General features: G+C 64.2%; 21 protein-coding genes and 1 pseudogene. 9 read left to right on the top strand and 13 right to left on the bottom strand.

All coding sequences use genetic code 11. The features are described 5' to 3' along the window. Positions 1-37 precede the first annotated feature (37 nt). From ppx to AC0L3J_RS05725, 4 genes are all read right to left on the bottom strand, one after another. Positions 38-1,540, bottom strand: coding sequence for an exopolyphosphatase (gene ppx / locus AC0L3J_RS05740; RefSeq protein WP_473346338.1), 1,503 nt, complete (start codon positions 1,538-1,540; stop codon positions 38-40). A gap of 15 nt (positions 1,541-1,555) precedes the next feature. Then, entirely contained in the window at positions 1,556-3,748 is a 2,193-nt protein-coding gene (locus tag AC0L3J_RS05735) for an RNA degradosome polyphosphate kinase (protein WP_473346752.1), read from the bottom strand. A gap of 128 nt (positions 3,749-3,876) precedes the next feature. Beyond that, on the bottom strand, positions 3,877-4,554 hold the full coding sequence (locus AC0L3J_RS05730) for a P-loop NTPase family protein (RefSeq protein ID WP_473346337.1): 678 nt from the start codon (positions 4,552-4,554) through the stop codon (positions 3,877-3,879). A gap of 93 nt (positions 4,555-4,647) precedes the next feature. Continuing rightward, positions 4,648-5,190: a CDP-alcohol phosphatidyltransferase family protein gene (locus AC0L3J_RS05725; RefSeq protein WP_027569696.1), complete on the bottom strand. Its 543-nt coding sequence runs from the start codon at positions 5,188-5,190 to the stop codon at positions 4,648-4,650. A gap of 155 nt (positions 5,191-5,345) precedes the next feature. Here AC0L3J_RS05725 and purM point away from each other — a divergent pair, with 155 nt between their 5' ends. Both purM and purN read left to right on the top strand, forming a co-directional pair. Continuing rightward, positions 5,346-6,419 carry a phosphoribosylformylglycinamidine cyclo-ligase gene (gene purM / locus AC0L3J_RS05720; RefSeq protein ID WP_473346336.1) on the top strand — a complete coding sequence of 358 codons (1,074 nt, stop codon included), beginning with the start codon at positions 5,346-5,348 and terminating at the stop codon, positions 6,417-6,419. A 14-nt stretch (positions 6,420-6,433) separates the two neighbouring features. Next, positions 6,434-7,087, top strand: coding sequence for a phosphoribosylglycinamide formyltransferase (purN, locus tag AC0L3J_RS05715; RefSeq protein ID WP_473346335.1), 654 nt, complete (start codon positions 6,434-6,436; stop codon positions 7,085-7,087). 96 nt (positions 7,088-7,183) lie between these two features. Here the strand turns inward: purN and AC0L3J_RS05710 are convergent, their stop codons facing one another. After that, on the bottom strand, positions 7,184-7,390 hold the full coding sequence (locus AC0L3J_RS05710) for a cold-shock protein (RefSeq protein WP_007591938.1): 207 nt from the start codon (positions 7,388-7,390) through the stop codon (positions 7,184-7,186). A 379-nt stretch (positions 7,391-7,769) separates the two neighbouring features. On the opposite strand from AC0L3J_RS05710, the gene AC0L3J_RS05705 reads away from it, so the two are divergent. Then, positions 7,770-8,915: an autotransporter outer membrane beta-barrel domain-containing protein gene (locus AC0L3J_RS05705; RefSeq protein WP_473346334.1), complete on the top strand. Its 1,146-nt coding sequence runs from the start codon at positions 7,770-7,772 to the stop codon at positions 8,913-8,915. A gap of 79 nt (positions 8,916-8,994) precedes the next feature. Here AC0L3J_RS05705 and AC0L3J_RS05700 read toward each other — a convergent pair whose 3' ends face one another. After that, entirely contained in the window at positions 8,995-10,035 is a 1,041-nt protein-coding gene (locus AC0L3J_RS05700) for a LysR family transcriptional regulator (protein WP_473346333.1), read from the bottom strand. Positions 10,036-10,106: 71 nt separating this feature from the next. On the opposite strand from AC0L3J_RS05700, the gene AC0L3J_RS05695 reads away from it, so the two are divergent. The 5 genes from AC0L3J_RS05695 to AC0L3J_RS05675 all read left to right on the top strand — a co-directional run bounded on the left by AC0L3J_RS05695 (position 10,107) and on the right by AC0L3J_RS05675 (position 13,662). Beyond that, positions 10,107-10,724 (top strand): hypothetical protein, encoded by a 618-nt coding sequence (locus AC0L3J_RS05695; protein WP_473346332.1) that lies wholly within the window; start codon positions 10,107-10,109, stop codon positions 10,722-10,724. Further along, positions 10,711-11,331, top strand: a complete 621-nt coding sequence (locus AC0L3J_RS05690; protein WP_007591919.1) for a GNAT family N-acetyltransferase — start codon at positions 10,711-10,713, stop codon at positions 11,329-11,331. The genes AC0L3J_RS05695 and AC0L3J_RS05690 overlap by 14 nt, the downstream gene beginning before the upstream one ends. A gap of 25 nt (positions 11,332-11,356) precedes the next feature. After that, complete coding sequence (locus AC0L3J_RS05685) at positions 11,357-11,920, top strand: isochorismatase family protein (protein WP_247360631.1); 564 nt, start codon at positions 11,357-11,359, stop codon at positions 11,918-11,920. Between the two features lie 30 nt (positions 11,921-11,950). Continuing rightward, on the top strand, positions 11,951-12,121 hold the full coding sequence (locus AC0L3J_RS05680; protein ID WP_007609402.1) for a hypothetical protein: 171 nt from the start codon (positions 11,951-11,953) through the stop codon (positions 12,119-12,121). Between the two features lie 158 nt (positions 12,122-12,279). Beyond that, a complete protein-coding gene (locus tag AC0L3J_RS05675; RefSeq protein ID WP_473346331.1) occupies positions 12,280-13,662 on the top strand; it encodes an aspartate aminotransferase family protein in 1,383 nt (460 codons plus the stop codon). Between the two features lie 190 nt (positions 13,663-13,852). Here the strand turns inward: AC0L3J_RS05675 and rnd are convergent, their stop codons facing one another. The 7 genes and pseudogenes from rnd to AC0L3J_RS05640 all read right to left on the bottom strand — a co-directional run bounded on the left by rnd (position 13,853) and on the right by AC0L3J_RS05640 (position 21,588). Then, the gene (rnd, locus tag AC0L3J_RS05670; protein WP_027517566.1) at positions 13,853-15,004 is read right to left on the bottom strand and encodes a ribonuclease D; all 1,152 of its coding nucleotides are present in this window, start codon (positions 15,002-15,004) and stop codon (positions 13,853-13,855) included. A gap of 351 nt (positions 15,005-15,355) precedes the next feature. After that, positions 15,356-15,601, bottom strand: a complete 246-nt coding sequence (locus tag AC0L3J_RS05665) for a hypothetical protein (protein WP_473346330.1) — start codon at positions 15,599-15,601, stop codon at positions 15,356-15,358. 335 nt (positions 15,602-15,936) lie between these two features. Next, positions 15,937-17,267 (bottom strand): annotated as a pseudogene (locus tag AC0L3J_RS05660) (ABC transporter substrate-binding protein). Between the two features lie 11 nt (positions 17,268-17,278). Next, complete coding sequence (locus AC0L3J_RS05655; RefSeq protein WP_473346329.1) at positions 17,279-18,148, bottom strand: carbohydrate ABC transporter permease; 870 nt, start codon at positions 18,146-18,148, stop codon at positions 17,279-17,281. Continuing rightward, a complete protein-coding gene (locus tag AC0L3J_RS05650) occupies positions 18,145-19,095 on the bottom strand; it encodes a carbohydrate ABC transporter permease (RefSeq protein WP_456764629.1) in 951 nt (316 codons plus the stop codon). Before AC0L3J_RS05650 ends, AC0L3J_RS05655 begins: the two co-directional genes overlap by 4 nt. A 1-nt stretch (position 19,096) precedes the next feature. Beyond that, complete coding sequence (locus tag AC0L3J_RS05645; protein WP_473346328.1) at positions 19,097-19,948, bottom strand: phosphodiesterase; 852 nt, start codon at positions 19,946-19,948, stop codon at positions 19,097-19,099. 164 nt (positions 19,949-20,112) lie between these two features. Beyond that, a complete protein-coding gene (locus AC0L3J_RS05640; RefSeq protein ID WP_456764627.1) occupies positions 20,113-21,588 on the bottom strand; it encodes a protein adenylyltransferase SelO in 1,476 nt (491 codons plus the stop codon). 195 nt (positions 21,589-21,783) lie between these two features. Here AC0L3J_RS05640 and aspS point away from each other — a divergent pair, with 195 nt between their 5' ends. Continuing rightward, complete coding sequence (aspS, locus tag AC0L3J_RS05635; protein ID WP_473346327.1) at positions 21,784-23,556, top strand: aspartate--tRNA ligase; 1,773 nt, start codon at positions 21,784-21,786, stop codon at positions 23,554-23,556. Positions 23,557-23,581: the final 25 nt, after the last annotated feature.

The following is a 23,581-nucleotide window of genomic DNA, read 5'->3' as shown; positions in this document are numbered from 1 at the left end:
TTTCGGAAAAGCGCTTCAGGCTTTTCCGGATCATGCGCTACCGCCGGACGATCGAGCCGGCGCGGTTGATCAGCCGGGCGAGCGCGCGAAAGCGGCTGCCGACGCGGTCCGCGACGAGATCGCCGAGGCGGTGCTCGAACACCAGCAAGAGCTTGCGGCCCACGCTGCGGAAATGCGTCGCTGGCAAGACGCCCGGACGCGCCGCCGAGATCAGATGCGCGACGCGGAAGGCCGCTCCCAGCAGGCGGGCGCGTTCGAGTTGCGCCGGCGTCAGCAGCTCCTGCATGGCGACCGGCGGCTGGTTCTCCTCGCTCAGGCCCGCATAGCGATAGAACACGGACAGGCCGACGAAGGCGCGCTCGGTGTGGGTGATCGCGCCGAAATTGCCGTTGACGACGAGGCTCAGCGTCTGCTCGCCGCGATGGTCGGGATGCACGCGCCAGCCGATGTCGGACAGCAGGCACGCGGCGTGGCGCAGCCGGCGGTCTTCTTCGGTCTCGCGCAGCTTCACGACGCGCGCGAGGCGGTCGGTCCAGGCGATCAGCTCGCGCGCGTGCTTTGCCGAACGCGACAGCAGCTGGTTCAGCTCCTCGGCCGCGCAGATCAGTCCGTCCTTGTTGCGTTCGGACTCCGGCAGCTTCTCGTGCAGCAGGCCCTCGCGCACGCCGAAGGTCGAGAACACGATGGTCTTCGGCTTCGCCACCCGGATGATGTGCTCGAGCACCAGCGCCGCATAGGTGAGGAGCGGGCGCCGGGCATCGGCAACGATCTCGATGTCGGCGAGCATGCCGGCGGCCGCAAGCCGGCGGAGACGACGGGAAAAATCGAGCGCCTCGGCCGCCGTAATCGAATAGCCGTGCATCACCTGGAGCGGATAGCCGCTCTGGATGATGTGGATGCGCGCCAGCGCGCGCCAGGTGCCGCCGACAGCGTAGAAGCTGCGGCCGCTCCCTGCCTTGAGCTGCGACACCCCGTCGAGCGCTTCGCGCACGATGCGGTCGGCGCGTTTCAGGGATTTATGCGCGAGGTCCTGCAGCGCGAGCCCGCCGAGCGGCAGCGTCACGCCGCTGCGCACGGTGTTTTTGCGCACGTCGATCAGTTCGAACGAGCCGCCGCCGAGGTCGCCGACGATGCCGTCGGGATGATGGATGCCGGAGATCACGCCGAGCGCCGACAGCCGCGCCTCGCGCGGGCCCGACAGGATCTCGATCTTCACCGCGCAGATGCGCTCGGCCTTCGCGATGAAGTCGGCGCCGTTGGAGGCGTCGCGGCAGGCGGCGGTCGCAATCGCAAATACCCGTCCAACCTGCATCACCCGGCACAGCGCACGGAAGCGCTTGAGCGAGGTCAGCGCCTTGTCGACGGCGTCGGGCGCAAGCAGTCCCGTGCTCTGCACCTCGCGGCCGAGCCCGCACAGCGTCTTCTCGTTGAAGATCGGAATCAGGCTCCGCGTCAGTCCCTCGTAGACGACGAGACGGACCGAGTTGGAGCCGATGTCGATGACCGCGACGCTCGAGCCGCGCTTGCGCGGCCGCTTCACGTCGACGATCCCGGATCAGGATTGATGACGTTCATTACGGCGCGTGAGGCGGCGCGGCGAGGATTCCTTGAGCGACTTACCACGGCCAGACAGACTCGGATTTGTCATGAAGTAGTTGTGGACGTTGAAAGGCTCCTCGCCCTTCGCGGTCTTCATACGCGTTGAGGACCCGTCCGGCAACAATTGCCAGCTCTGTTCGTTGTCCTTGAGATTCGCGACCATGATCTGTTCGAGAACCTGCTGATGCACCGTGGGATTTTGCAGCGGACACAGCACCTCGACGCGGCGGTCGAGGTTGCGCGGCATCATGTCCGCCGAGGAGATATACACAGCCGCTTTCGCGCTCGGCAGGCCCTGGCCCATGCCGAAGCAGTAGATTCGGCCGTGTTCGAGGAAGCGTCCGATGATCGACTTGACGCGAATGTTCTCCGACAGTCCGGGAATGCCGGGCCGCAGGCAGCAGATACCGCGCACCACGAGCTCGACCTGCACGCCGGCCTGTGAGGCCTCGTAGAGCGCGTCGATGATGTCGGGGTCGACCAGCGCGTTCATCTTCATCCAGACCGCACCGGGCCGGCCGTGCCGCGCATGCGCGGTCTCGCCCTGGATGTGCTCGATGATGCGCTTGCGCAGGGTCAGCGGCGACACCGCCATCTTTTCCAGATCGCTCGGCGCGGCATAGCCGGTGATGAAGTTGAACACGCGGGCAGCGTCGCGGCCGATGGTCGGATCCGAGGTGAAATAGGAGAGGTCGGTGTAGATGCGCGCGGTTACCGGGTGGTAGTTGCCGGTGCCGGTGTGGACGTAAGTTGTGAGGCTCCCGCCCTCGCGGCGCACCACCATCGAGAGTTTTGCGTGCGTCTTGAGTTCGAGGAAGCCGTAGACGACCTGCACGCCGGCGCGCTCGAGGTCGCGCGCCCAGCGGATGTTGGCCTCCTCGTCGAAGCGCGCCTTCAGCTCGATCAGCGCGGTGACGGATTTGCCGGCTTCGGCAGCTTCCACGAGCGCGCGCACGATCGGCGAGTTGCTGGAGGTGCGGTAGAGCGTCTGCTTGATGGCGACGACGTCGGGGTCGCGCGTCGCCTGCTGGAGAAACTGCACCACGACGTCGAAGGATTCGTAGGGGTGATGGACGACGAGGTCCTTCTGCCGGATCGCAGCGAAGATGTCGCCGCCTTGCTCGCGGACGCGCTCGGGATGGCGGGGCACGTAAGGGGTGAATTCCAGGTCGGGCCGGTCGAGGCGGGTGAGCTGCGAGAGCTCGTTCATGGCGAGCACGCCATCGACCAGGAACACCTCGTCGTCCGCGGTCGACAGCGCGTGCTGCACGAAGCTGCGCAGCTGTTCCGGCATCTTGGCGTCGATCTCGAGCCGGATCACCGAGCCGCGGCGGCGGCGCTTCAGCGCCGTCTCGAACAGGCGGACGAGATCCTCGGCCTCTTCCTCGATTTCCAGTTCGGAGTCGCGGATGACACGGAAGGCGCCCTGGCCGTGCAGATTGTAGCCGGGGAACAGGCGGTTGATGAACAGCGCGGTGGCCTGCTCCAGCGAGATCAGCCGGACGACCTTGCCCTCGGCCGGCAGGCGGATGAAGCGGTCGATCTTGCCGGGCATGCGGATCAGCGCGTTCATCTGTTTGCCGTCGGCGGCGCGCGTGAGCTGGAGCGCGATGGTGAAGCCGAGGCTCGGAATGAACGGGAAGGGGTGGGCCGGGTCGATCGCGAGCGGAGTCAGCAGCGGGAACACGTTGCTGAGGAAGTAGTCCTCGATCCAGGTTCGTTCCGCCTTGGTGACTTCCTTGCCCTCGACCAGCACGATGCCCTCGTCGGCGAGCGTGCCGCGCAGGTCGCGCCAGATTGCCTGCTGGTCGGAGGCAAGCTGCGAGACGGTCCGGTTGATGAGCGCGAGCTGCTCGGACGGGGTCAGACCGTCGGGGCTGCGCTCGGCAATGCCCTCGCGCACCTGGGCCTTGATGCCGGCGACGCGGACCATGAAGAACTCGTCGAGGTTATTCGCTGAAATCGACAGGAATCGTACCCGCTCCAGCATGGGGTGGCTGGGATTGACCGATTCCTCCAGGACGCGGCGGTTGAAGTGCAGCCAGGAGAGCTCGCGATTGATGAACCGCTCGGGGCTCGATGCGATCGCCGGCGGGCCTTCGGCCTCCGGGGCTTTTTCTTTAATTTCAACAGCTTGCGCAGAGTCCATCAGAAGTCGATCCATCCAGTTCGCCCCAATTTGCGACTTAGCCGCAAAACCCGCGGGAGCATGTGTTAGAGCGATGACGTTTCGATGACATTGATGTTCCGCCGCCCGGCCGCGTCAAGCCGCCTTGGTCAGACATCCCGGAGCAGCTCGGCCGCCAGGGCCCTTGTGACGGGACGGCCGAGGCGCAGGGCCTCGCTGTCCAGCAGGTCGACTGCCCGTCGGGCGGCGGCCGAGGACCGCTCCAGGCGAGTGGCGAGGTAGCTGACCACGCTCTCGTCCACCGCGAGCTGGCGGTCGGCGCAGAATTTGACGATCAGGCCGCGGAAGAGCTGGTCGTCAGGCGGCAGCAGCGAGATAACGGGGACGGCGCGGAGCCGCGAGCGCAGGTCGGCAAGCTCGATCTCGAGAGAAGCGGGCGCCTCGCGTCCGGTGAAGAGGACGAAGGCGCCGTCCTCGCGGGCCAGATTCATCAGATGGAACAGGGCGCGCTCGTCGAATTCCCTGGGCTTGGGGTCCTCGACCACCAGCGCGCCGGTGGCGAGCGCATCCGGGACGGCTTCGGCGGTCAGCCCATTGGCCGTGGTCGAGCGGGCGCCTGAAGCCTCGGCCCAGATCGCGGCGAGATGGCTCTTGCCGCTTCCTTCCGGGCCGGCCAGCCACATGATCCGGTTCGGCCATTCCGGCCAGGCGTCGATGAGGGCAAGACCGGCGGCATTGACGGGGCCTTCGAGGAAATTGTCCCGGCTCAGGCTCTCCGCATGCGGAAGCGAAAACGCCAATTGTCGGGGATGAACGCGGCCTGGCACGCTTGCTTTGCTCCGTGCCGGCGTGCCGGCTTCGTTTGACGAGATGCGACTTCATCGAGCGGGAGTTGGCCTTTTACGGGGCCGCTTCCCAACTCACTTGGCCTCGATCGTGCTCATGTGCCGCAACCACTCAACGAGATAGAGCGACACGGAGGAGAGCGTGAAGACCGTAACGAGGCCCATCAGGATGATATCATAAGGACCGGCTTTGAAGCCGAAGGCGAGGGCGGCCAGCACCAGCGCTGCGAACGCCACCTGGGCCACAGTGTTGAGCTTGGATACCTTCGAGGGCTTCATCTCCACAGGGCGGTCGAACAGCCACGATATGATCACGGCGGCGACGATCATGATGTCGCGCGAGACCACTAGGATGACGATCCAGCGCGGAATCGCGCCCCAGATGCCCAAGGCCATGTAGATCGAGACCAGCAGCGCCTTGTCGGCGAGCGGGTCGAGCAAGGCGCCGAGCTCACTCGTCATGTTGAAGCGCTTGGCAAGGAAGCCGTCGACCGCGTCGCTGATGCCGGCGATCAGGAAGACGGCGAACGCCACCTCCATTTGGCTCGACACGATGGCCCAGACGATGATCGGGACCAGCATGATGCGGCCCAAAGTAATGATGTTCGGTATACTCACACGGCGCTTCCCGGCACCCGGCCTGACCTCGAATTCGGCCCTTTGGAGGCTGAACCGGTTGATATCTCTACATAGTATACGGAGGCGCGCCATGCGAGCCATTGCGCGTCCCCGGAATTCGACGTAACCAGCCGCAAACCCACTGGAAATCGGGCATGACCGACCGCAAAAACGGCCTCACTTACGCCGATTCAGGCGTCGATATCGACGCGGGCAACCGCCTGGTCGACCTGATCAAGCCAATGGTGCGCGCAACCGCGCGGGCCGGCGCCGACGCCGAAATCGGCGGATTCGGCGGCCTGTTCGACCTCAAGGCGGCCGGTTTCAAGGATCCCATCCTGGTGGCCGCGACCGATGGCGTCGGCACCAAGGTCAAAATTGCGATCGAGACCGGCCTGCATGGCGGGATCGGCATCGACCTCGTCGCCATGAGTGTCAACGACCTCGTGGTGCAGGGCGCCGAGCCGCTGTTCTTCCTGGACTATTTTGCCTGCGGCAAGCTTGATCCGGAGGCGACCGCATCGATCGTCGCCGGTGTCGCCGAAGGCTGCCGCGAATCCGGCTGCGCCCTGATCGGCGGCGAGACGGCCGAGATGCCCGGCCTCTACAAGGACGGCGACTACGACCTCGGCGGCTTTGCCGTCGGCGCCGCGGAGCGGGGCACGCTCTTGCCGCGCAAGGACATCGCCGCCGGCGATGCCGTGATCGGGCTCGCCTCGTCGGGTGTGCACTCCAACGGTTTCTCGCTGGTGCGCAAGATCGTGGAACAATCCGGCCTCGGCTTCGGGGCGCAGGCGCCGTTTGCGCCCGTCATGACGCTCGGCGGCGCGCTGCTGACGCCGACGCGTCTCTACGTCAAATCCTGCCTGCGCGCGATCCGCGAGACCGGCGCGGTGAAGGGGCTTGCCCACATCACCGGCGGCGGCTTCACCGACAACATTCCGCGCGTGCTGCCGAAGCATCTCGGCGTCGGTATCGATCTGGCGCGCCTGCCGGTGCTGCCGGTGTTCAAATGGCTGGCAGCCCAAGCCGGCATCGCCGAGCTCGAAATGCTGCGGACCTTCAATTGCGGGATCGGCATGATCGCGATCGTCGAGCCCGACAAGGTCGACGAGGTCGTGGCGGTCTTCACTGACGCCGGTGAGACCGTCGCACAGCTCGGTACCGTGATCCCGGCTGAGGGCGAGCACCGCGTCGTCTATAACGGCCACCTCGATCTGGCGCTGTAATGACCGGCGCTGTGATGAAACGCCGCGTCGCCATCCTGATTTCCGGCCGTGGCTCCAACATGGCTTCGCTGATCAAGGGCGCGGCCGCGCCGGATTTTCCGGCGGAGATTTCGCTCGTCGTCTCGAACAAGGCCGATGCGCTGGGGCTGGAAAGGGCCAAAGCGAGCGGCGTGACGACGCTGGTGATCGAAAGCAAGCCGTTCGGCAAGGACCGCGCCGGCTTCGAGAAGGTGCTGCAATCAGCGCTCGATCAGCACGGCATCGAGCTGATCTGTCTCGGCGGTTTCATGCGGCTGTTCACGGCTGAATTCACCAAGGCCTGGTACGGGCGGATGCTCAACATCCATCCCTCGCTGCTGCCGTCGTTCCCCGGTCTCGACCCACACGGCCAGGCCTTGCGCGCCGGCGTCAAGCTGTCCGGCGCAACGGTGCACTTCGTGATCCCCGAGACCGACGCCGGCCCGATCGTGATGCAGGGCGCGGTTCCCGTCAGCGACCACGACACGGCGGACACGCTGTCGGAGCGTATCCTCGAAGTCGAGCACCGCATCTATCCCGCAGCGCTGAGCCTGCTCGCGACCGGCAAGGTCCGGATCGAGGGCGACGTGTGCAAGACCGCGGGCAGCGGGCCGTCGGAGAATTTTCTGGTTGCGCCGTTGGTGCGGTGAAGCGCCATCGCATTCGGAATACTTCCCATCCCACACAAAAACCCCCGGCAGAGCCGGGGGCAGCGTCATGATCCCTCGCGCAGACCGCGAGAGAAATCAGGAGACCTTGAGGTTCTCCGCGGATGCTTTGCCGCGGTTCTCCACGAGGTCGTATTCAACCACCTGGTTTTCATTGAGGGTGGAGAGTCCGGCGCGCTCGACGGCGGAGATGTGGACGAAGACGTCCTTGTCACTGCCGTTCGGCTTGATGAACCCATATCCCTTGGTCGGGTTGAACCATTTGACGGTGCCCTTTTGCGGCATCCTCAGTCTCCTCCGCTAGATACAAAAACGACGCGGCCGCTTTTCGCGTGCCACGCCACAAACGGGCTTCCGGTAGTCTGTTCGAGTCTTGAGTCTCAATGTCGCGAAACGCACAGTCGAGCGGCCAATTCCGATTGTGTCCGATATTGCAACATGAAAATCGCCCGTTAGCAAGCCGCGCGCGAATTTCAAGTCCGGGCCGGGTGCCGTCATCTGCAATTTACGACCTGTGGCCGGGGAACCACAATCGAGGGCAATCGCCTTGGCGATGAGGTCTGGACCGATTGACCCTCGGGGGCAGTTCAGCACAAATCGTCGCACGCAGTGTGGCGCGTGTTGCATTTTTGCGGGCCGCCATTTTGCTTTGGGATTCATCGTCATGCGCTGCACATTGCAGCTTTCCGGGACGCGGCGGGTGATTGGCGGAGACCGGGTTCGTCGGACGGCGGCCAAGGTCGCGAGTGCCATCGTGCTTGGCTTGGTGACGACGGCTGCTCCCGTTCTCGCTCAGGTCGCCCCGCCGCTGCCACCGCCACCGCCACCGCCTCCCACGCCGTCGGCCACCTCCACCAATTACGACCAATCGGCCGGCAACAGCGCACTCAATCTCGGGTCGAACTTCCTGGAGCGGCTCGGCAACCAGGCATCTGGCGGCGTCAACCGGGCATTCCGGACCAATCCCGGCGGCGGCGGCGCATCGGCCGGCGCGGAAGATCCGCGCTACCGCACCTGGTTCGAGGGCTACGGCATCGCGGTCCGGACCGATGCGCAGGGAGACTTTGTCGGCGACAAGCGGAAGACCTTTGGCGGTGTCGCGGGCTTTGGCGCGCGGCTCGCACCGGGCGTCAATCTCGGCTTCTCCGTCGACCAGAGCCACACCGACATCGACGTGCCGCTCGCGCTCCAGTCCGCGACGCTGGACCTGACGCAACTCGGCTTCAGCGGCTCCGTTGACAAGGGTCCGTGGACCTGGGCTTTCGCGCTGGTGCACGGTTTCGGCAAGGTCCGCTCCAGCCGGGATACCGGCCTGGGCCTTGCGACCGCGGGTTATCGCGCCGCAGTCGACGGCGCGCTGACCGAGATCAGCTATTACTGGACCAAGGACCAGCTGCGCATCGTGCCCAAGGGCGCACTGGAATATGTCCGCGCCACCAGCGTCGCGTTCCAGGAGTTTGGCGGCCTCGATCCACTCAATGTCGGCTCGACGGCGCTCTCTCGCGCGCGCGTCATGATCGGAGCCGAGATCGGACGCTACTTCATCTTCGACCAGAAGATCCTGGACCTGTCCGCCTACGGCAAGTTCGTCGACAATTTCCATCAGAACCTGGGATCGGTGCAGGTCAGCCTCGGGACCCAGAGCATCGTCGTGCCCGGCATCGGCGAGAGCCGCTACGGCATGGATGCCGGCGCCTCTGCCTCGCTCAGTCTGACCAACACGGCGCGGCTCTACGTCAACTATGACGGCAAGTTCCGCAGCGAGCTGACGTCGCACCAGGGCACGGTCGGCTTCGAATATCGGTGGTGAGGCGAAACCTGCCCACATCTGCCCAGAGCGGGATCTGGAAAATCGCGAAGCGGTTTTCCGAAGAGATCATGTTCAAGCTTTAAGTCGGCATTGCCGCGATATAACCCGTCAATCCAAAGCCCTCGCGCGCGGCCGTCATCATCGGCGCCAGTGCGTTCGGGTGGATGAACTCGTCGCGGAAACAGGGATGGATCTTGGGATCGAAGATTTTCTTCAGCCAATCGACCACGATCTTGTGGCGCTCGGAGGCGCGGAACTCCTTGTGATAGGTGAGCCAGAGATCGGCGTGGTGGCTGACGCCGAGATCGACGGCAACGAGCGGGGCGCCAAGCGCGATCGAGACCGTCGGCAGGAACCCGATGCCGGCGCCGCGCTCCACCGCATAGAGCACGCCGACCGAAGAATTGGTCTTGATCCCGACGATGCCCTCGAGCGACTTCAGTCCGAGCACGCGAGCGTAGGCGCCGTCGTCGACCTGCGGGGCGCTCTGCTTGATGATGCGGTGGTTCTTCAGCTCGGCCAGGCTCGCCGGCACGCCGTAGAGGTTTTCGTACTCCTTGGAGACGAAGGGATAGATGTGCAGCCGGCCGAGCTTGGCGACGATCAGATCGGGATTGGTCGGCGGCTCGAGCTGGATCGCGATATCGGATTCGAGCCGCGCGACGTCGGCCTGTTCCATCGCGCAGCGCAGATCGACGGTGATCTTGCGATAGGTCTTCTGGAAGTCGATCAGTCGCGGCAGGATCCAGAAGTTGCCGGGGCCTTCCGTCACCGCGACGCGCACGGTGCCTGACATGTCGTTCGACGATCGTGAAGCACGCCGGAACACGTTGAAGGCATGACGCTCCATATGCGCGACGTCGGCGATCATCGCGCTGCCTTCGTCGCTGAGCGTGAGCCCGCTCTGGTCGCGCAGGAACAGCTTGCAGTCGATGCTCTCTTCAAGCCGGTCGATCCTGCGCATCAGGGTGGTGGAGGTGAGCCCGAGCTCCTCGGCGGCGTTGCGGAAGCTTTTATATTTTGCGCAAGCTAAAAACAGTTTCAAATCGTCCCAGGACATATCCAGGGCTTCTTCACGGTGCTGCATCATCGCAGCACCCCGGTGCAATAACTGCTGCATACGCCTGATCCCCAGCCGCTAAGCTCTTGGTCATAGCGGGGTACGAAAGCCGCGAACGATAGAGGGGTGACATGGGTATTGAAAGGGGCTCGTTTGCCGCAAGGCATGATTTCGACGCATTGCCGCTCAGTCCGGATGTCGACGTCCGTCGCGCCCAATTTTCCGAAATCGCCGCGCTTTCGCAGTTGGCGCACCGGCTGGTGCCGGGCGTCCGGATCGGGGCCGCGGAGCTTGCAAAATATTTCGCCTTCGATCCCGAGAGCATCCTGACTTTCAGCCGGAAGGGTAACCTCGTCGGCGGCATGGCCTTCCTGTTTCTCAACGATCGCGGGCTTGATGCGCTGCTGCTCGACGAGATCTGCCTTACCGCGCCGGAGACGCGCCATCTCGCGTCCGCGAAGGAAGACGTTTCCGCCATCTACATCTGGGCGATCGCGGCGACGGGGCGCGGCGTCGCCGGTCTCGGCAAGGCCGCGGCTCATCTGAGGCAGCTAAGGTTTCGCAACGCGGATTGCTATGCGCAGCCGTCAACCGTGGCCGGACGCGACATCATGAAGGCGACAGGATTCGAGCCTGTTCCAAGCTTCCAACCCGACCTCTGGTGCTACGAGCGGCCCTGGCATCGGCAGCCGATGCGCATGCCGGGCGCGATCATTCAAGCAAGGAGTTTTGCAGATGCACGGTACTAGGATTCCTCTCGCGAAGCCCGATTCCCGCGCCATCACCATTCGCCTAGCACGCGATCTCAGCGATCTCATGCTGGTCACCTCGATCCGCTCGGCCGTCTATCTCGCCGAGCAGGATTGCCCGTTCGACGAGGAGTTCGACGGCAACGACATGGTCGCCGCGCATTTCATCGGGTATGTCGGCAACGAGCCTGCGGGCTGTCTACGAGTGCGGTTCTTCGGCGATTTCGCCAAGGTCGAACGGCTTGCAGTGCGGCACCAATATCGGCGCTCGCGCGTCTCGTTCAAGCTGGTGCAGGCCAGCGTCGACTATGTGAAGCGCAAGGGCTTTCGCAAGATCTACGGCCAGGCGCAGGACCGGCTGGTCGACTTCTGGGCCCATTTCGGCGCCAAGCCGCTCGGCCACAATCGCAAGATCACTTTCTCCGACTTCTCCTACACGGAAATGCTGCTGGAGATCGAACCGGGCCCGGATGCCATTACGCTGGACAGCGATCCGTACGTGATCATCCGACCCGAGGGCGATTGGGACCGGCCGGGCGTGCTCGACGCCTCGGCAGGACGGGCCGTGACGTCGCCGCTGCGGGACGTCGCGCTCGCTGGCCGTTGAAACTGGTGCAGCTGCGCGCAAAAACATGCTGGTTTCCATCACCGACGATCCGCCGATCCTGGTCTGCGCGGATCTCCAGGTCGAATATCTGACCCCCGGCCGTCGCCACGTCATCCTCGACGGCGACGCCGCGACAGCGCGCTGCGTGGAACTGTTGACGTTCTGGCGCGACAATCTCTGGCCAGTGATGCATCTAAAGCGCATCGCACAGGCGGCCTGGTTCAATCCGGCATCCAAGCTGACCGATTGGATCGCGGAGGCGAAGCCGCGGCCTGGAGAAATGACGTTCGAGCACCCGCTGCCGTCGGCCTACAGTTCGGCGCGGTTTGTGGACTACATGTCCAATATCCGCAATGTCCGTTGCGTGCTCGCGGGTTTTTCCCTGGACGAAACTGTCTTGGCCACCGCCATCGACGGGTTTCACCGCAGTCATCGCTTCCAGGTAGTGGCCGACGCGGTGGCCTGCCGGCAGCCGGGGACCGGCGATGCTGCCGCCTACAAGCATGCGGTAGTGAATGTGATCGGGAATTTTGCTACAATCCAGTCCAGCGCCGAACTGATCAGAACCAGCGGCGCCGTTGCGGTGTAGGCGGCCGCGATCGACGGATGGAGTGGGACATTGTCACGGGGAGATCAGCTCGAGGAGCTGGCAAGCGACCTGTCGCGTGCCGCCGAGGCGGCGCGCCGTCTTGGTCTGCCCACGACGGTGTATCTGCTCTCGATGGCGCTGGTGGAGGTGCGGGAGGCCGCTGCCGCCGATAGCGATGGAAATGACGACGGCGCGGCGTGACAGCTGCCCGATGTGCGGTTTTGTGCAACGCTGCTGAGCGCTTGCTGCCGACGAATTGACGTTGCAAGTTTTGCGCGGTGGCAATAGCCAAGGAGCTGGATCATCGCGTGATGACGCTGGCCGCGCCGGCGACGTGACGCTTTCAAGGATGCCTGCAAATGTCCATGTTGCCCAATTCGCAAGAGGCCCGGGATGTGGCCTACCAGCTCCATCCCTACACCAACGCGCGCGCCCATCAGCAGGCCGGTCCCCTGGTGATCGAGCGCGGCGAGGGCCCTTACGTGTTCGACGCCTCGGGCAAGCGCTATTTCGAGGCGATGGCAGGCCTGTGGAGCGTCGGGCTCGGCTTCAACGAGAAGCGGCTGGTCGAAGCCGCGCACAAGCAGATGCAGGCGCTGCCGTTCTATCACACCTTCTCCGCCAAATCGCACGGGCCCTCGATTGATCTCGCCGAGAAGCTGGTGGCGCTGTCGCCGGTGCCGATGAGCAAGGTCTTCTTCACCAATTCCGGCTCGGAGGCCAACGACACCGTTCTGAAGTTGATTGCCTATCGCTCCAATGCGCTCGGCCAGCCACAGCGCAAGAAGGTGATCAGCCGGATGCGCGCCTATCACGGCGTCACGATTGCGTCCGCCAGCCTCACCGGACTGCCGAACAACCACCGCTCTTTCGACTTGCCGCTCCCGAACATCCTGCACACGGGCTCGCCGCATTTCTACAAGGACGGCGCGCCCGGGGAGAGCGAGGAAGCCTTCGCGACGCGGCGGGCCGAGGAGCTCGATGCGCTGATCCAGAAGGAAGGCCCGGACACGATCGCGGCGTTCTTCGGCGAGCCGGTGATGGGCGCGGGCGGCGTCATCGTGCCGCCGGCGACCTATTGGGACAAGATCCAGAAGGTGCTGAACAAATACGACATCTTGTTGGTCGCCGACGAGGTCATCTGCGGCTTCGGCCGCACCGGCAAGATGTTCGGCTGCGAAACCTACGGCATCAAGCCTGACGCGATCGTGGTCTCCAAGCAGATCACCTCGAGCTATTTTCCGCTGTCGGCCATCATGATGAACGATCGGATGTTCGAGCCGATCGCAGATGAGAGCAACAAGATCGGCGTGCTCGGCCACGGCTTCACCGCGGGCGGCCATCCCGTCGGGTCGGCGATTGCACTGGAGAATTTGAAAATCATCGAGGAGCGGGGCCTGGTTGCGCATGCCGCCGAGCTCGGTGGCTACATGCAAGGCAAGCTGCGTGAACTCACCAGCCATCCGTTGGTCGGCGAGGTCCGCGGTGTCGGCATGATCGCTGCGATCGAACTGGTGCTGGACAAGGCGCGCAAGACCGCAGCGGCAACGCCGGGCGCTGTCGGCGGCATGGCCAGCCGCATGCTGCAGGAGCGCGGCGTGATCTCGCGCAACATGCTCGACGCCATCGCCATCTGCCCGCCGCTGATCGTCACCAAAGCCCAGATCGACGAGCTGGTCGCGGCGATTTCAGGTGTGCTGGACGACATGAAGGGCGAAGTGGCGAAGCTGACGCCGGCGTAAGGGAAGCGTTTCAACGCGAGCGGAGCGGCTCACGACACCCGCGGTGTCGTCCTGGCGAAAGCCAGGACCCATCACCACAGGGAGGGGTTTGGCGAAGATTGGTCGTTAGGTACGGCTACCGCCCGCCACGATAGATTTCGCGGTATGGGTCCTGGCTTTCGCCAGGACGACACCGGAGGCGGATCGGGGACTATTCCGCCCGCTGAACCCCGATCACGCGGCCTTTCTCCACCGCCAGCGCCAGCTCGCCGCGCTTTAGTTTCAGTGCGGCCTCGCCGAACAGCTCGCGGCGCCAGCCGCGTAGCGCCGGCACGTCGGCCTCGTCGTCGGCCGCGATCTCCTCGAGATCATCGACGGTCGCAATCACCTTGCTGGCGACCGCATGGCGCTCCGCGGTCATCCGGAGCAGCACCTTCAACAGCTCGACGATCGCGGCGCCATTGTTGTTGTTGCGCGGCTTTTCCAGCTTCGGCAGCGTAGCGTGATCCCGCGCCAGCCCGCGCTCGACGGCGGCGACGATGTCGGCGCCCCATTTGGATTTCTCAAAACCCTTCGGCACCGAGCGGAGGTTTGCGAGCTTCTCGATCGTATTCGGCGCGTGGGTCGCGATGTCGCTGACGGCTTCGTCGCGCAGCACGCGGCCGCGCGGCACGTCGCGGCTCTGCGCCTCCTGCTCGCGCCAGGCGGCGACCTCCATCAGGACTGCGAGGTCCTTGGGCTTGCGCACCCGCGTCTTGAGCCGTTCCCAGGCGCGCTCGGGGTGGAAGTCGTAGGTCTTGGGCGAGGTCAGGACTTCCATCTCGATCGAGACCCATTCGCTGCGCCGGCGCTTTTTGAGGTCGGCATCGAGCGCTGCGAAGACGTCGCGCAGATGCGTGACGTCGGACACGGCATAGTGCATCTGCTCCTTGGTCAGCGGCCGGCGCGACCAGTCGGTGAAGCGATGGGTCTTGTCCGGGCGGTGCCCGGTGACCTTCTCGACCAGCGCGTCGTAGGCGATGCTGTCGCCGTAGCCGAGCACCATGGCCGCGACCTGGGTGTCGAACACCGGGTGCGGGATGATGCCCGCCTGGTGCCAGATGATCTCGATGTCCTGGCGGGCGGCGTGGAACACCTTCAACACGCCCTCGTTGCCCATCAGTTCGAAGAACGGCTTGAGGTCGATGCCCGCGGCCAGGGTGTCGATGACGATCGCTTCCTCGGCGCTGGCCATCTGCACCACGCACAGCAGCGGGTAATAGGTGGTCTCGCGCAGGAACTCGGTATCGACGGTGATGACGGGGTGCTTGGCCAGCCGGCTGCAGGCAGCCGCAAGGTCAGCGGTGGTGGTAATCAAATCCATGAACGGCCCATGACAAGTCCATCAGCCGTTCTGCCGAAAGCGCTGTGATGTCAAGGGGCTCGAAGCGAATTCGAGCCTTGCATTTGGGCCGGAATCGCATTTTCCGACGAAAATCCTATTCGTAGCGGACCCGCCGGGAGGGTTTGCGCGCGCAAGGCAGCGCCACGACGACCACGCACATGGCAACCAGCGCCAGCCCCAGGAACTCGAAAACCAACAGATCCACGGCAAAACCCCTCAGAAACATTGCTAAACTTGTCTGGGGTGCGTTGAGGGTCTGTTAATGCTCGTGGTTACCGGCGGCGGGCCGGGCCGGATGGTGGATGGGGGGTTAATGGGGGCTCTGGTGGATCAGTCAGTCGCCCCGGCCAAAGGCTCCGTCGGCGCGTCGACCCACTGAACTTTTTCGGATTTGAACCGGGCCCATTTGCTGAGGCCGTGCTCGGGATCAGCATTGAGGCGCTGGCCGATCAGTTTCGTGAGTTCGTCGTGACGTTGACGGTCCTCGGGCAGGGCGGGGTGGGTTTTGTGGGGAGTCTTTCCCTGCCGGTAGGTACTGTCCCACCGCAGCCAGATCTCCCAATCTTCAAGCACCAACGAAAGCAAATCCGGATCGATAGGGCTCAGCAGGAAGCGCGATGAGTAGTCGTCTCTCTCCGCGTCGAACTGCCTTTCGTAGACGTGCGGCTTTCCCAGATAGTCGGCAACGCCAAGTTCTGGTCCGTCGTGATATTTGTTGACGGTGTAAATTTAGTCCCAGACATCTGTGCTCATCGTGCCAGCATGACAGGATCGATCGCACACCTCCAGCGTGTAGAGGTGAGGTGGCCCAGGGCTTGACCCACCATCCCGTCGGCCGTGATTGGGTCTTCCAAAACGTCTTCGGCGCCCCGGTTGGCGGAGCGCCGAGTTTTGTTCGTGATGAGCCCGCCTTACGGCAGCTTCAGCGAGGTCTCCGCGTTATACGGCTTGAGCGTCTCGTCCGCGGCCTTCTGAGCGGCGACGAGCGCCTCCTTCGGTTGCTTCTTGCCGTTGAGGACCAGCATGACCTCGTCCTCCAGCGTCTTGCGCACCGGCACGGTCTTGTAGGTCGCAAACCACGGCTTTGCGACGTCGAGCTGCTCGACGGCGGTCTTGGCGTCAGGGTTCTTGTTCAGGAATTCGACCATGTCAGGCGTCTTGTAGGCGGCCATGTTGGGGCGAAATACCCGGTGGCGCGGCTCCACCAGCCGCTCTTCTCGGGCGAGGTCATCCACTTGATCAGCGTCCAGGCGGCCTTCTGCTTGTCGGCTTCCTGGCCCGCCGGAACGATCAGCGAGGCGCCGCCGATCGGCACGGCGTTGCGGACGTTGCGCGGGATGAAGGCGACTTTGTAGGCGAACTTGGCGTTGTCACGCACATAGGTCAGCGAGCCCGTCGAGAGCATCATCATCGCGGCATTGCCGGAAATGAAGGAGGTGCTGACGGCCGGGCCAGGCGTCGCGCCGGGCGGGTGAACCTTGTGCTTGGTGACCAGGTCGTTCCACCAGGTCAGCGCGCCCAGCATCGAGGGCGTGTCGTAATAGACCTCGCCGCCGAACTCCTCGTTGTAGTAGCGCCCGCCATTGGTCATGGTGAGCGTTTCCATCATCCAGCCGCAATAGTCGTAAGCGCAGGGGATGGCGATGCCCCATTGGGTGACCTTGTCGCCCTCGCGCTTGGTGAGCTTCTTGGCCCAGTCGGTGAGTTCAGCCCAGGTCTGCGGCGGCTTGCTCGGATCGAGGCCCGCTTCCTTCGCCTTGTCGGCGTTGATGTAGAGCAGCGGCGTCGAATTGTGGAATGGCACGCCGTAGACCGAGCGGTTGATCACCGCGTTGCCCTGTAGCGCCGGAAAGAACTGACCCAGAAACTGCTCCTTGGTGGTGCCGTCGGCGGCAATCAAGGGATCGAGGTTTGTGAGCTCGTTCTCGATCTGCATATCGAGCAGGAAGTTTGCCGACATGATCACGGCAGCCGGCGGCTTGCCGGCCTTGATCGAGGCGCGCGTCTTGATCAGCGTGTCGTCATAAGAGCCGGTGTAGACCGCGGTTGCCTTGATCGCCGGATGAGTGTCGTTGAATTCCTTGATCAGGGTGCCCATGTCGCGGGCGAGCTTGCCGTCGACAGGAACGGGGAAGAACAGGTCGATCTCGGTCGGGCCTTCGGCCAGCGCCGGGAAGGTGAGGGCGCTTGCCAAAGTGCCTGCGATGGCAAGGCCAAGCATGAGCCTGCGGGAAAACAGCATCGAGAAATCTCCTATTTGATGCCTGAGGTGACGAAAGAGCTGATGAAGCGTTTCTGGAAGATCAGGAAGGTGACGAGCAGCGGTGCGATCACCATCAGCGTGCCGGCGGCGATGGTGCCCCAGGCCTGCGTGCCTTCGGCGGTCGCGGTGAACACCGAGAGCCCGACCGTGAGCGGCCGCTTGTCCGGCGAGTTGATCACCATCAGAGGCCACAGGAAGTCGTTCCAGTGGCTGGTGACCGAGATGATCGCGAAGGCGGAAAAGCTCGGCATCGACAGTGGCACGTAGATGTGGCGGATGCGCTGGAGCAGGCTGGCGCCGTCGATTAGGGCAGCGTCTTCCAGCTCGGTCGGGATAGCCTCGAACGCCTGGCGCATCAGGAAGGTGCCGAAGGCGGAAGCGAAGAACGGCATCATCACGCCGGTGAGCGTGTCGTAGAGGCCGAGCTGCGCCACCAGGCTCAAATTGGGCACGATCAGCAGCACCGGCACCAGCATCAGCTGCATCAGGAACAGATAGAAGATCAGCGTCTTGCCCGCGAAGTCGAGCCGGGCAAAGGCAAAGCCCGCCAACGTGATCGTGACGAATTGCACCAGGAGGATGCCGGTGCAGATCATGATGGTGTTGAGGGTGTAGCGCGGGAAATCGCCGATTTCCCAGGCGTCCCTGACGTTGTCGAGCGTCGGCTTCAGGCTCGGTATCAGCTCGGCCATCAGATTGATGCCGTCGGATGCCGGACGCAACGTCGCCACGCCCATCCACAGGAACGGGATCAGCCAGACCACCGCGAGCAGCACGGTCAGCGCAAAACCGAGCTTTGGCGTGATCTCGCGGCGGGTGGCGAGCGGGGCGTCCTTGAGCAGCCAGTCGATCAGCTTCATGAGCCGCCCTCGCGGTTCGCCATCGTCCGGAAGGAGAGCGCGGTGAGGCCCATCAGCGCCGCAAGCGTCAGCAGTGTCGCTGCCGAGGCCTTGCCGATGTCGTAATGCTCGACCGCCTGCTGGTAGATGTAGAACAGCACGAGATTGGTCGCGTTGGACGGCCCGCCCTTGGTCATGACGAAGACGTGGTCGACCTGCGTGACCGCGTTGAGCGTGGCGATGACCGTGACGAACAGGAAGGTGGGCTTGAGTTCCGGCAGGATGATGTGGCGCAGTCGCTGGTACGGTCCGGCGCCGTCGAGATGTGCGGCTTCCATGACGTCTCCCGGCACCGCCTGGAGGCCGGCCAGGAAGAACAGCATGTAGTAGCCGGCGTTCTTCCAGATCGTGATGACCATGATCGCATAGAGCGCGATGTCGGAATCGCCGAGCCAGTTCGGCAGCACCGGCAGGAAACGGCCGATGTAATAGTCGAGCAGCCCGACATTGGGCAGGAAGATGAACAGGAACAGCGCGGACGCTGCGACCATCGGGATCAGCACCGGCAGGAACAGCGCGGCGCGCAGTGCACTGGTCAACGCGTTGGTGCGCGACAGCGCCAGCGCGAACAGCAGCGCGAGGCCAATGCTGGGGATCGCCGTGCCGACGGCATAAACGAGATTGTTGACGACCGCGCCGGTGAAGGCCGGGTCAGCAAGCACCGCTGCGATGTTGTCGAGACCGACGAAACGAACCGGCGCCCTGGGCGTGGCGCGCTGATAGAGCGCGTCGACGAGGACGCGGCCCATCGCGCCATAGGTGAACAGCGCGAGGAAGACGAGCGAGGGCAGCAGCAGCAGATAAGCCGGCAGCGACGTTTTGAAGCGGTGACAAAACCGCCTTACGATGTGAAGGCGTGCCGGCGCCGACGCCGCGACCGGGAGAGCCGCGGATTCTGCGAAGCTCATCTCATTGCGCCGGGAAAGTGAGCGCATAGTCGCGGCCGTCCACTCCCGCCGGTGGCTCGAAGGGGAAGCGCAGACTGGTGTCGAGGAAGTCGTGGCTGTGCACGACCAGGTTCTCGCCGTCGATCAGCACCACGCCGTAAGCCGGCGGCTCATGGCTGGCGAGATGCTCGGCCGCGGCGGCGTCGAGCTCAAACCAGACCTGGTGGTTGGTGCCGCGAAGCGTCGAGAACGGAATTTTGCCGTAGCTGCCGAAGATCGGCCGGTGCACATGGCCGAAGAAGAGGTGGCGGATGCGCGATCGGTAGGGCGCGATCACCTCGGCGAACTCCGCGCTTTGCTTCAACGCGATCTCGTCCATGGCGTGCACGCCGACCGGGAACGGCGGATGATGCATGAAGACCACGAACGGCATGTCCGCCGGCGCGGCCGCGAGCGTGCTTGCGAGCCAGCCCAGGCGCTTGGCGCACATCTCGCCGGCGTGGCTGGTCTCGTCGAGCGTGTCGAGGAAGACGAACAGGCCGTGCTCGGTGGTGCGCGTGCCCTGCACCAAACCATTCGGATCGCGCGGGGCGGATTTCAGGCTATCGAGGCAGCTGACGCGGCGGTCGTGATTGCCGACCATGGCGATGTACGGGATTCTCAGCGCGGACATTGCGTCTGCGAAATTGGCGTAGGATTCCGGCTCGCCCCAATGGGTGAGGTCGCCGGTCACGACCGCGAAAGCCGCATCGGACTGATGCTCGTTGATGTCGGCAATCGCAGCGTCCAGTCGGGCACGCGGGTCGAGGCCATACAGCTTCAGCCCGGGATTCGCGAGATGCGTGTCGGTGACGTGGATGAATTTGAAGGGCATGGCGCTTGTCAGGATCGTTGGAGGGTGGGCGCCTCCGGCAAGACGACCCTGACAGGCCGTTAGAGTGCGAGTGTTTCAGTTTGATGACAGCGGTTCCGGTGGAGCCAGGCGTCCACAAGCTCTGCTCGCTACGCCTTCGGCTAATCCACCCTACGCACCGAGTTTTACGTCCCGCAAAACGTCTGCAACACCCGCTGCTCCGGCAGCGGGGGATCGGCGTATGCCGCGTAGTCCGGTTGATCCTCGAATGGTTTCGCCAGCACCTTCACAAGTTCCTCGAACGGCGCGTAGTCGTCATCATTCACCGCGGCCTGGATCACGGCCTCGATGCGGTGGTTGCGCGGGATGAAGATCGGGTTGACGGCGTGCATGGCGGCTTGCCGTTCGGCTGCGGTTTGCGGCTCAAGCGCCGTGCGCTCGTGCCAGCGCCTGGCCCACTCGTCGAAGGCGGCGGGGTCCATGAACTGGGCGCGTGCATCGTCGGCTGTCGGATCGCCAGCGGCGTCACCAAGCTTGCGGAAGGTGAGGGTGAAATCGGCCTGGTTCTTCGCCATGGCGTCGAGCAGGTCCTGGATCAGCGCATCGTCGCCGTCGCGCTCCGTGAACAGGCCGACCTTCTTGCGTAGGCCCGCCTGATAGGCGTCGCTGAACGTCTCGGAGAAGGCGCCGAGAATGTCCTGGGCTTCGGCGACCGCCTTTTCCTGATCGTCGGAGAACAGCGGCAGCAGGCATTCGGCCAACCGGGTCAGATTCCACAGTGCGATGCGCGGCTGGTTGGCATAGGCGTAGCGGCCCATCTCGTCGATCGAGGAAAACACCTGCGCCGGATTATAGGAATCCATGAAAGCGCACGGACCGTAATCGATGGTCTCGCCTGATATCGACGAGTTGTCGGTGTTCATCACGCCGTGGATGAAGCCGACCAGCAGCCAGCGTGCGACCAGATTGGCTTGGCGCGCGACGACGCCGGCGAGCAGGGCGTGATAGGGCCGCTCGCTGCCGATCAGATCCGGATAGTGGCGGGCGATGACATGGTCGGCGAGCCGGCGGATCGCGTCAGTGTCGCGGCGGACGGCGAAGAACTGAAAGGTGCCGACGCGGATGTGGCTCGAGGCGACGCGGGTCAGCACCGCGCCGGGCAGCGCGGTTTCGCGGATGACGTGCTCGCCGGTGACGACTGCGGCGAGCGAGCGCGTGGTCGGAATGCCCAGCGCGAACATCGCTTCGCTGACAATGTATTCGCGCAGCACCGGCCCGAGCGCGGCACGACCGTCGCCGCGGCGGGAGAACGGGGTGGGTCCCGAGCCCTTGAGCTGAATGTCGCGGCGGATGCCATCCTTGTCGATGACTTCGCCGAGCAGCACCGCCCGTCCGTCGCCCAGCTGCGGCACGAAATTCCCGAACTGGTGGCCGGCATAGGCCATGGCGATCGGATCGGCGCCGGCGGGAACCGTCTTGCCCGCCAGGATTTCGGCGCCCTCAGGGGTCTCCAGCACATCCGGATCGAGCCCGAGCTGGACCGCCAGCGGCCGGTTCAGCTTGATGAGCCGGGGCGCCGCCACCGGCGTCGGTGCGACACGGGCGAAAAAGCTGTCCGGCAGCGCCGAATAGGAGTTCTGGAACGGGAAATGGACTGTCATGGCCTCAAGATAGGCGTGGAACGCCGGACGGCAAAGGCTTGAGCCCGGATTGGGCAAAAATGGGCACTTCCAGCCGAAAACAGGGCGTTCCCTTGGTTGCCGCTTGGGGCCTCGTCGGGTAAACCCTGCCGAACTTTTGGATAGGCCATTTGGCCTACTCGATTCGACCCCTCCGACATTGATTTTGGAACGACCATGCATCGCTACCGGTCACATACATGCGGCGCGCTCCGCGAGAGCAACATCGGCGAGACGGTCCGCCTTTCAGGCTGGGTCCATCGCGTTCGCGACCACGGCGGCGTGCTGTTCATCGACCTGCGCGACCATTACGGCCTGACCCAGTGCGTGGTCGATCCGGACTCGCCGGCGTTCTCGCAGGCCGAGAAGCTGCGTTCGGAATTCGTGGTCAAGATGGACGGCAAGGTCCGCCGCCGCCCCGAAGGCACCGATAATGACGATCTGCCGACCGGCAAGATCGAGATCTATGTCAGCGAGATCGAGGTGCTGGGCCCGGCCGGCGACCTGCCGCTGCCGGTGTTCGGCGACCAGGAATACCCTGAAGACATCCGCCTCAAGTACCGCTTCCTCGACCTGCGTCGCGAGAAGCTGCACCAGAACATCATGACGCGCGTCGAGATCATCAAGTCGATGCGCAGGCGGATGGAGGGGCAGGGCTTCTTCGAGTTCAACACGCCGATCCTGACCGCGTCCTCGCCGGAAGGCGCGCGCGACTTCCTGGTGCCGTCGCGCATCCATCCCGGCAAGTTCTATGCACTGCCGCAGGCCCCGCAGCAGTACAAGCAGCTCTTGATGATGTCGGGCTTCGATCGTTATTTCCAGATCGCGCCCTGCTTCCGCGACGAGGACCCGCGCGCGGATCGTCTGCCGGGCGAGTTCTACCAGCTCGACGTCGAGATGAGCTTTGTCACGCAGGAAGACGTCTTCGCCGCGATGGAGCCTGTCATCACCGGCGTGTTCGAGGAGTTTGCCAAGGGCAAGCCGGTGACCAAGGGCTGGCGCCGGATTCCGTTCGCGGAAGCCTTGCGCAGATACGGATCCGACAAGCCGGACCTGCGCAATCCGATCGAGATGCAGGATGTGTCCGAACACTTCCGCGGCTCCGGCTTCAAGGTGTTTGCGCGCATGTTGGAGGACCCCAAGAACCAGGTCTGGGCGATCCCGGCGCCGGGCGGCGGTTCTCGCGCCTTCTGCGACCGCATGAATTCATGGGCGCAGGGCGAGGGCCAGCCCGGCCTCGGCTACATCATGTGGCGCGAGGGCGGCGAAGGTGCCGGTCCGCTTGCCAACAACATCGGTGCTGAGCGCACCGCCGCGATCCGCGCACAAATCGGCGTGAAGGAAGGCGATGCCGCGTTCTTCGTCGCCGGCGATCCCGACAAGTTCTGGAAGTTCTCAGGCTTGGCCCGCAACAAGGTCGGTGAGGAGCTGAACCTTACCGACAAGGAGCGGTTCGAGCTGGCCTGGATCGTCGACTTCCCGATGTACGAGTACAACGAGGAAGACAAGAAGGTCGACTTCTCGCACAACCCATTCTCGATGCCGCAGGGCGGTCTCGATGCCTTGAAGGGCCAGGACCCGCTGACCATCAAGGCGTTCCAGTACGACATCACCTGCAACGGCTACGAGATCGCCTCGGGCGGTATCCGCAACCATGTGCCGGAAGCAATGGTGAAGGCGTTCGAGATCGCCGGCTATGGCGAGCAGGAAGTCGTCGATCGCTTCGGCGGCATGTACCGCGCCTTCCAGTACGGCGCCCCGCCGCATGGCGGCATGGCCGCCGGCGTCGACCGCATCGTCATGCTCTTGTGCGGCACCAACAATCTGCGCGAGATCTCGCTGTTCCCGATGAACCAGCAGGCCATGGACCTCCTGATGGGCGCGCCGTCGGAGCCCAGCACCAAGCAGCTCCGCGAGCTGCATGTGAAGGTGAATCTGCCGCAGAAGTGAGGCTGTCTCCACATCGTCATTGCGA

The sequence above is a fragment of the Bradyrhizobium sp. Kon37 genome, from assembly GCF_055807535.1.
The sequence above is the reverse complement of the archived record's forward strand: the minus strand, read 5'-3'. Positions and strand labels throughout refer to the sequence as shown.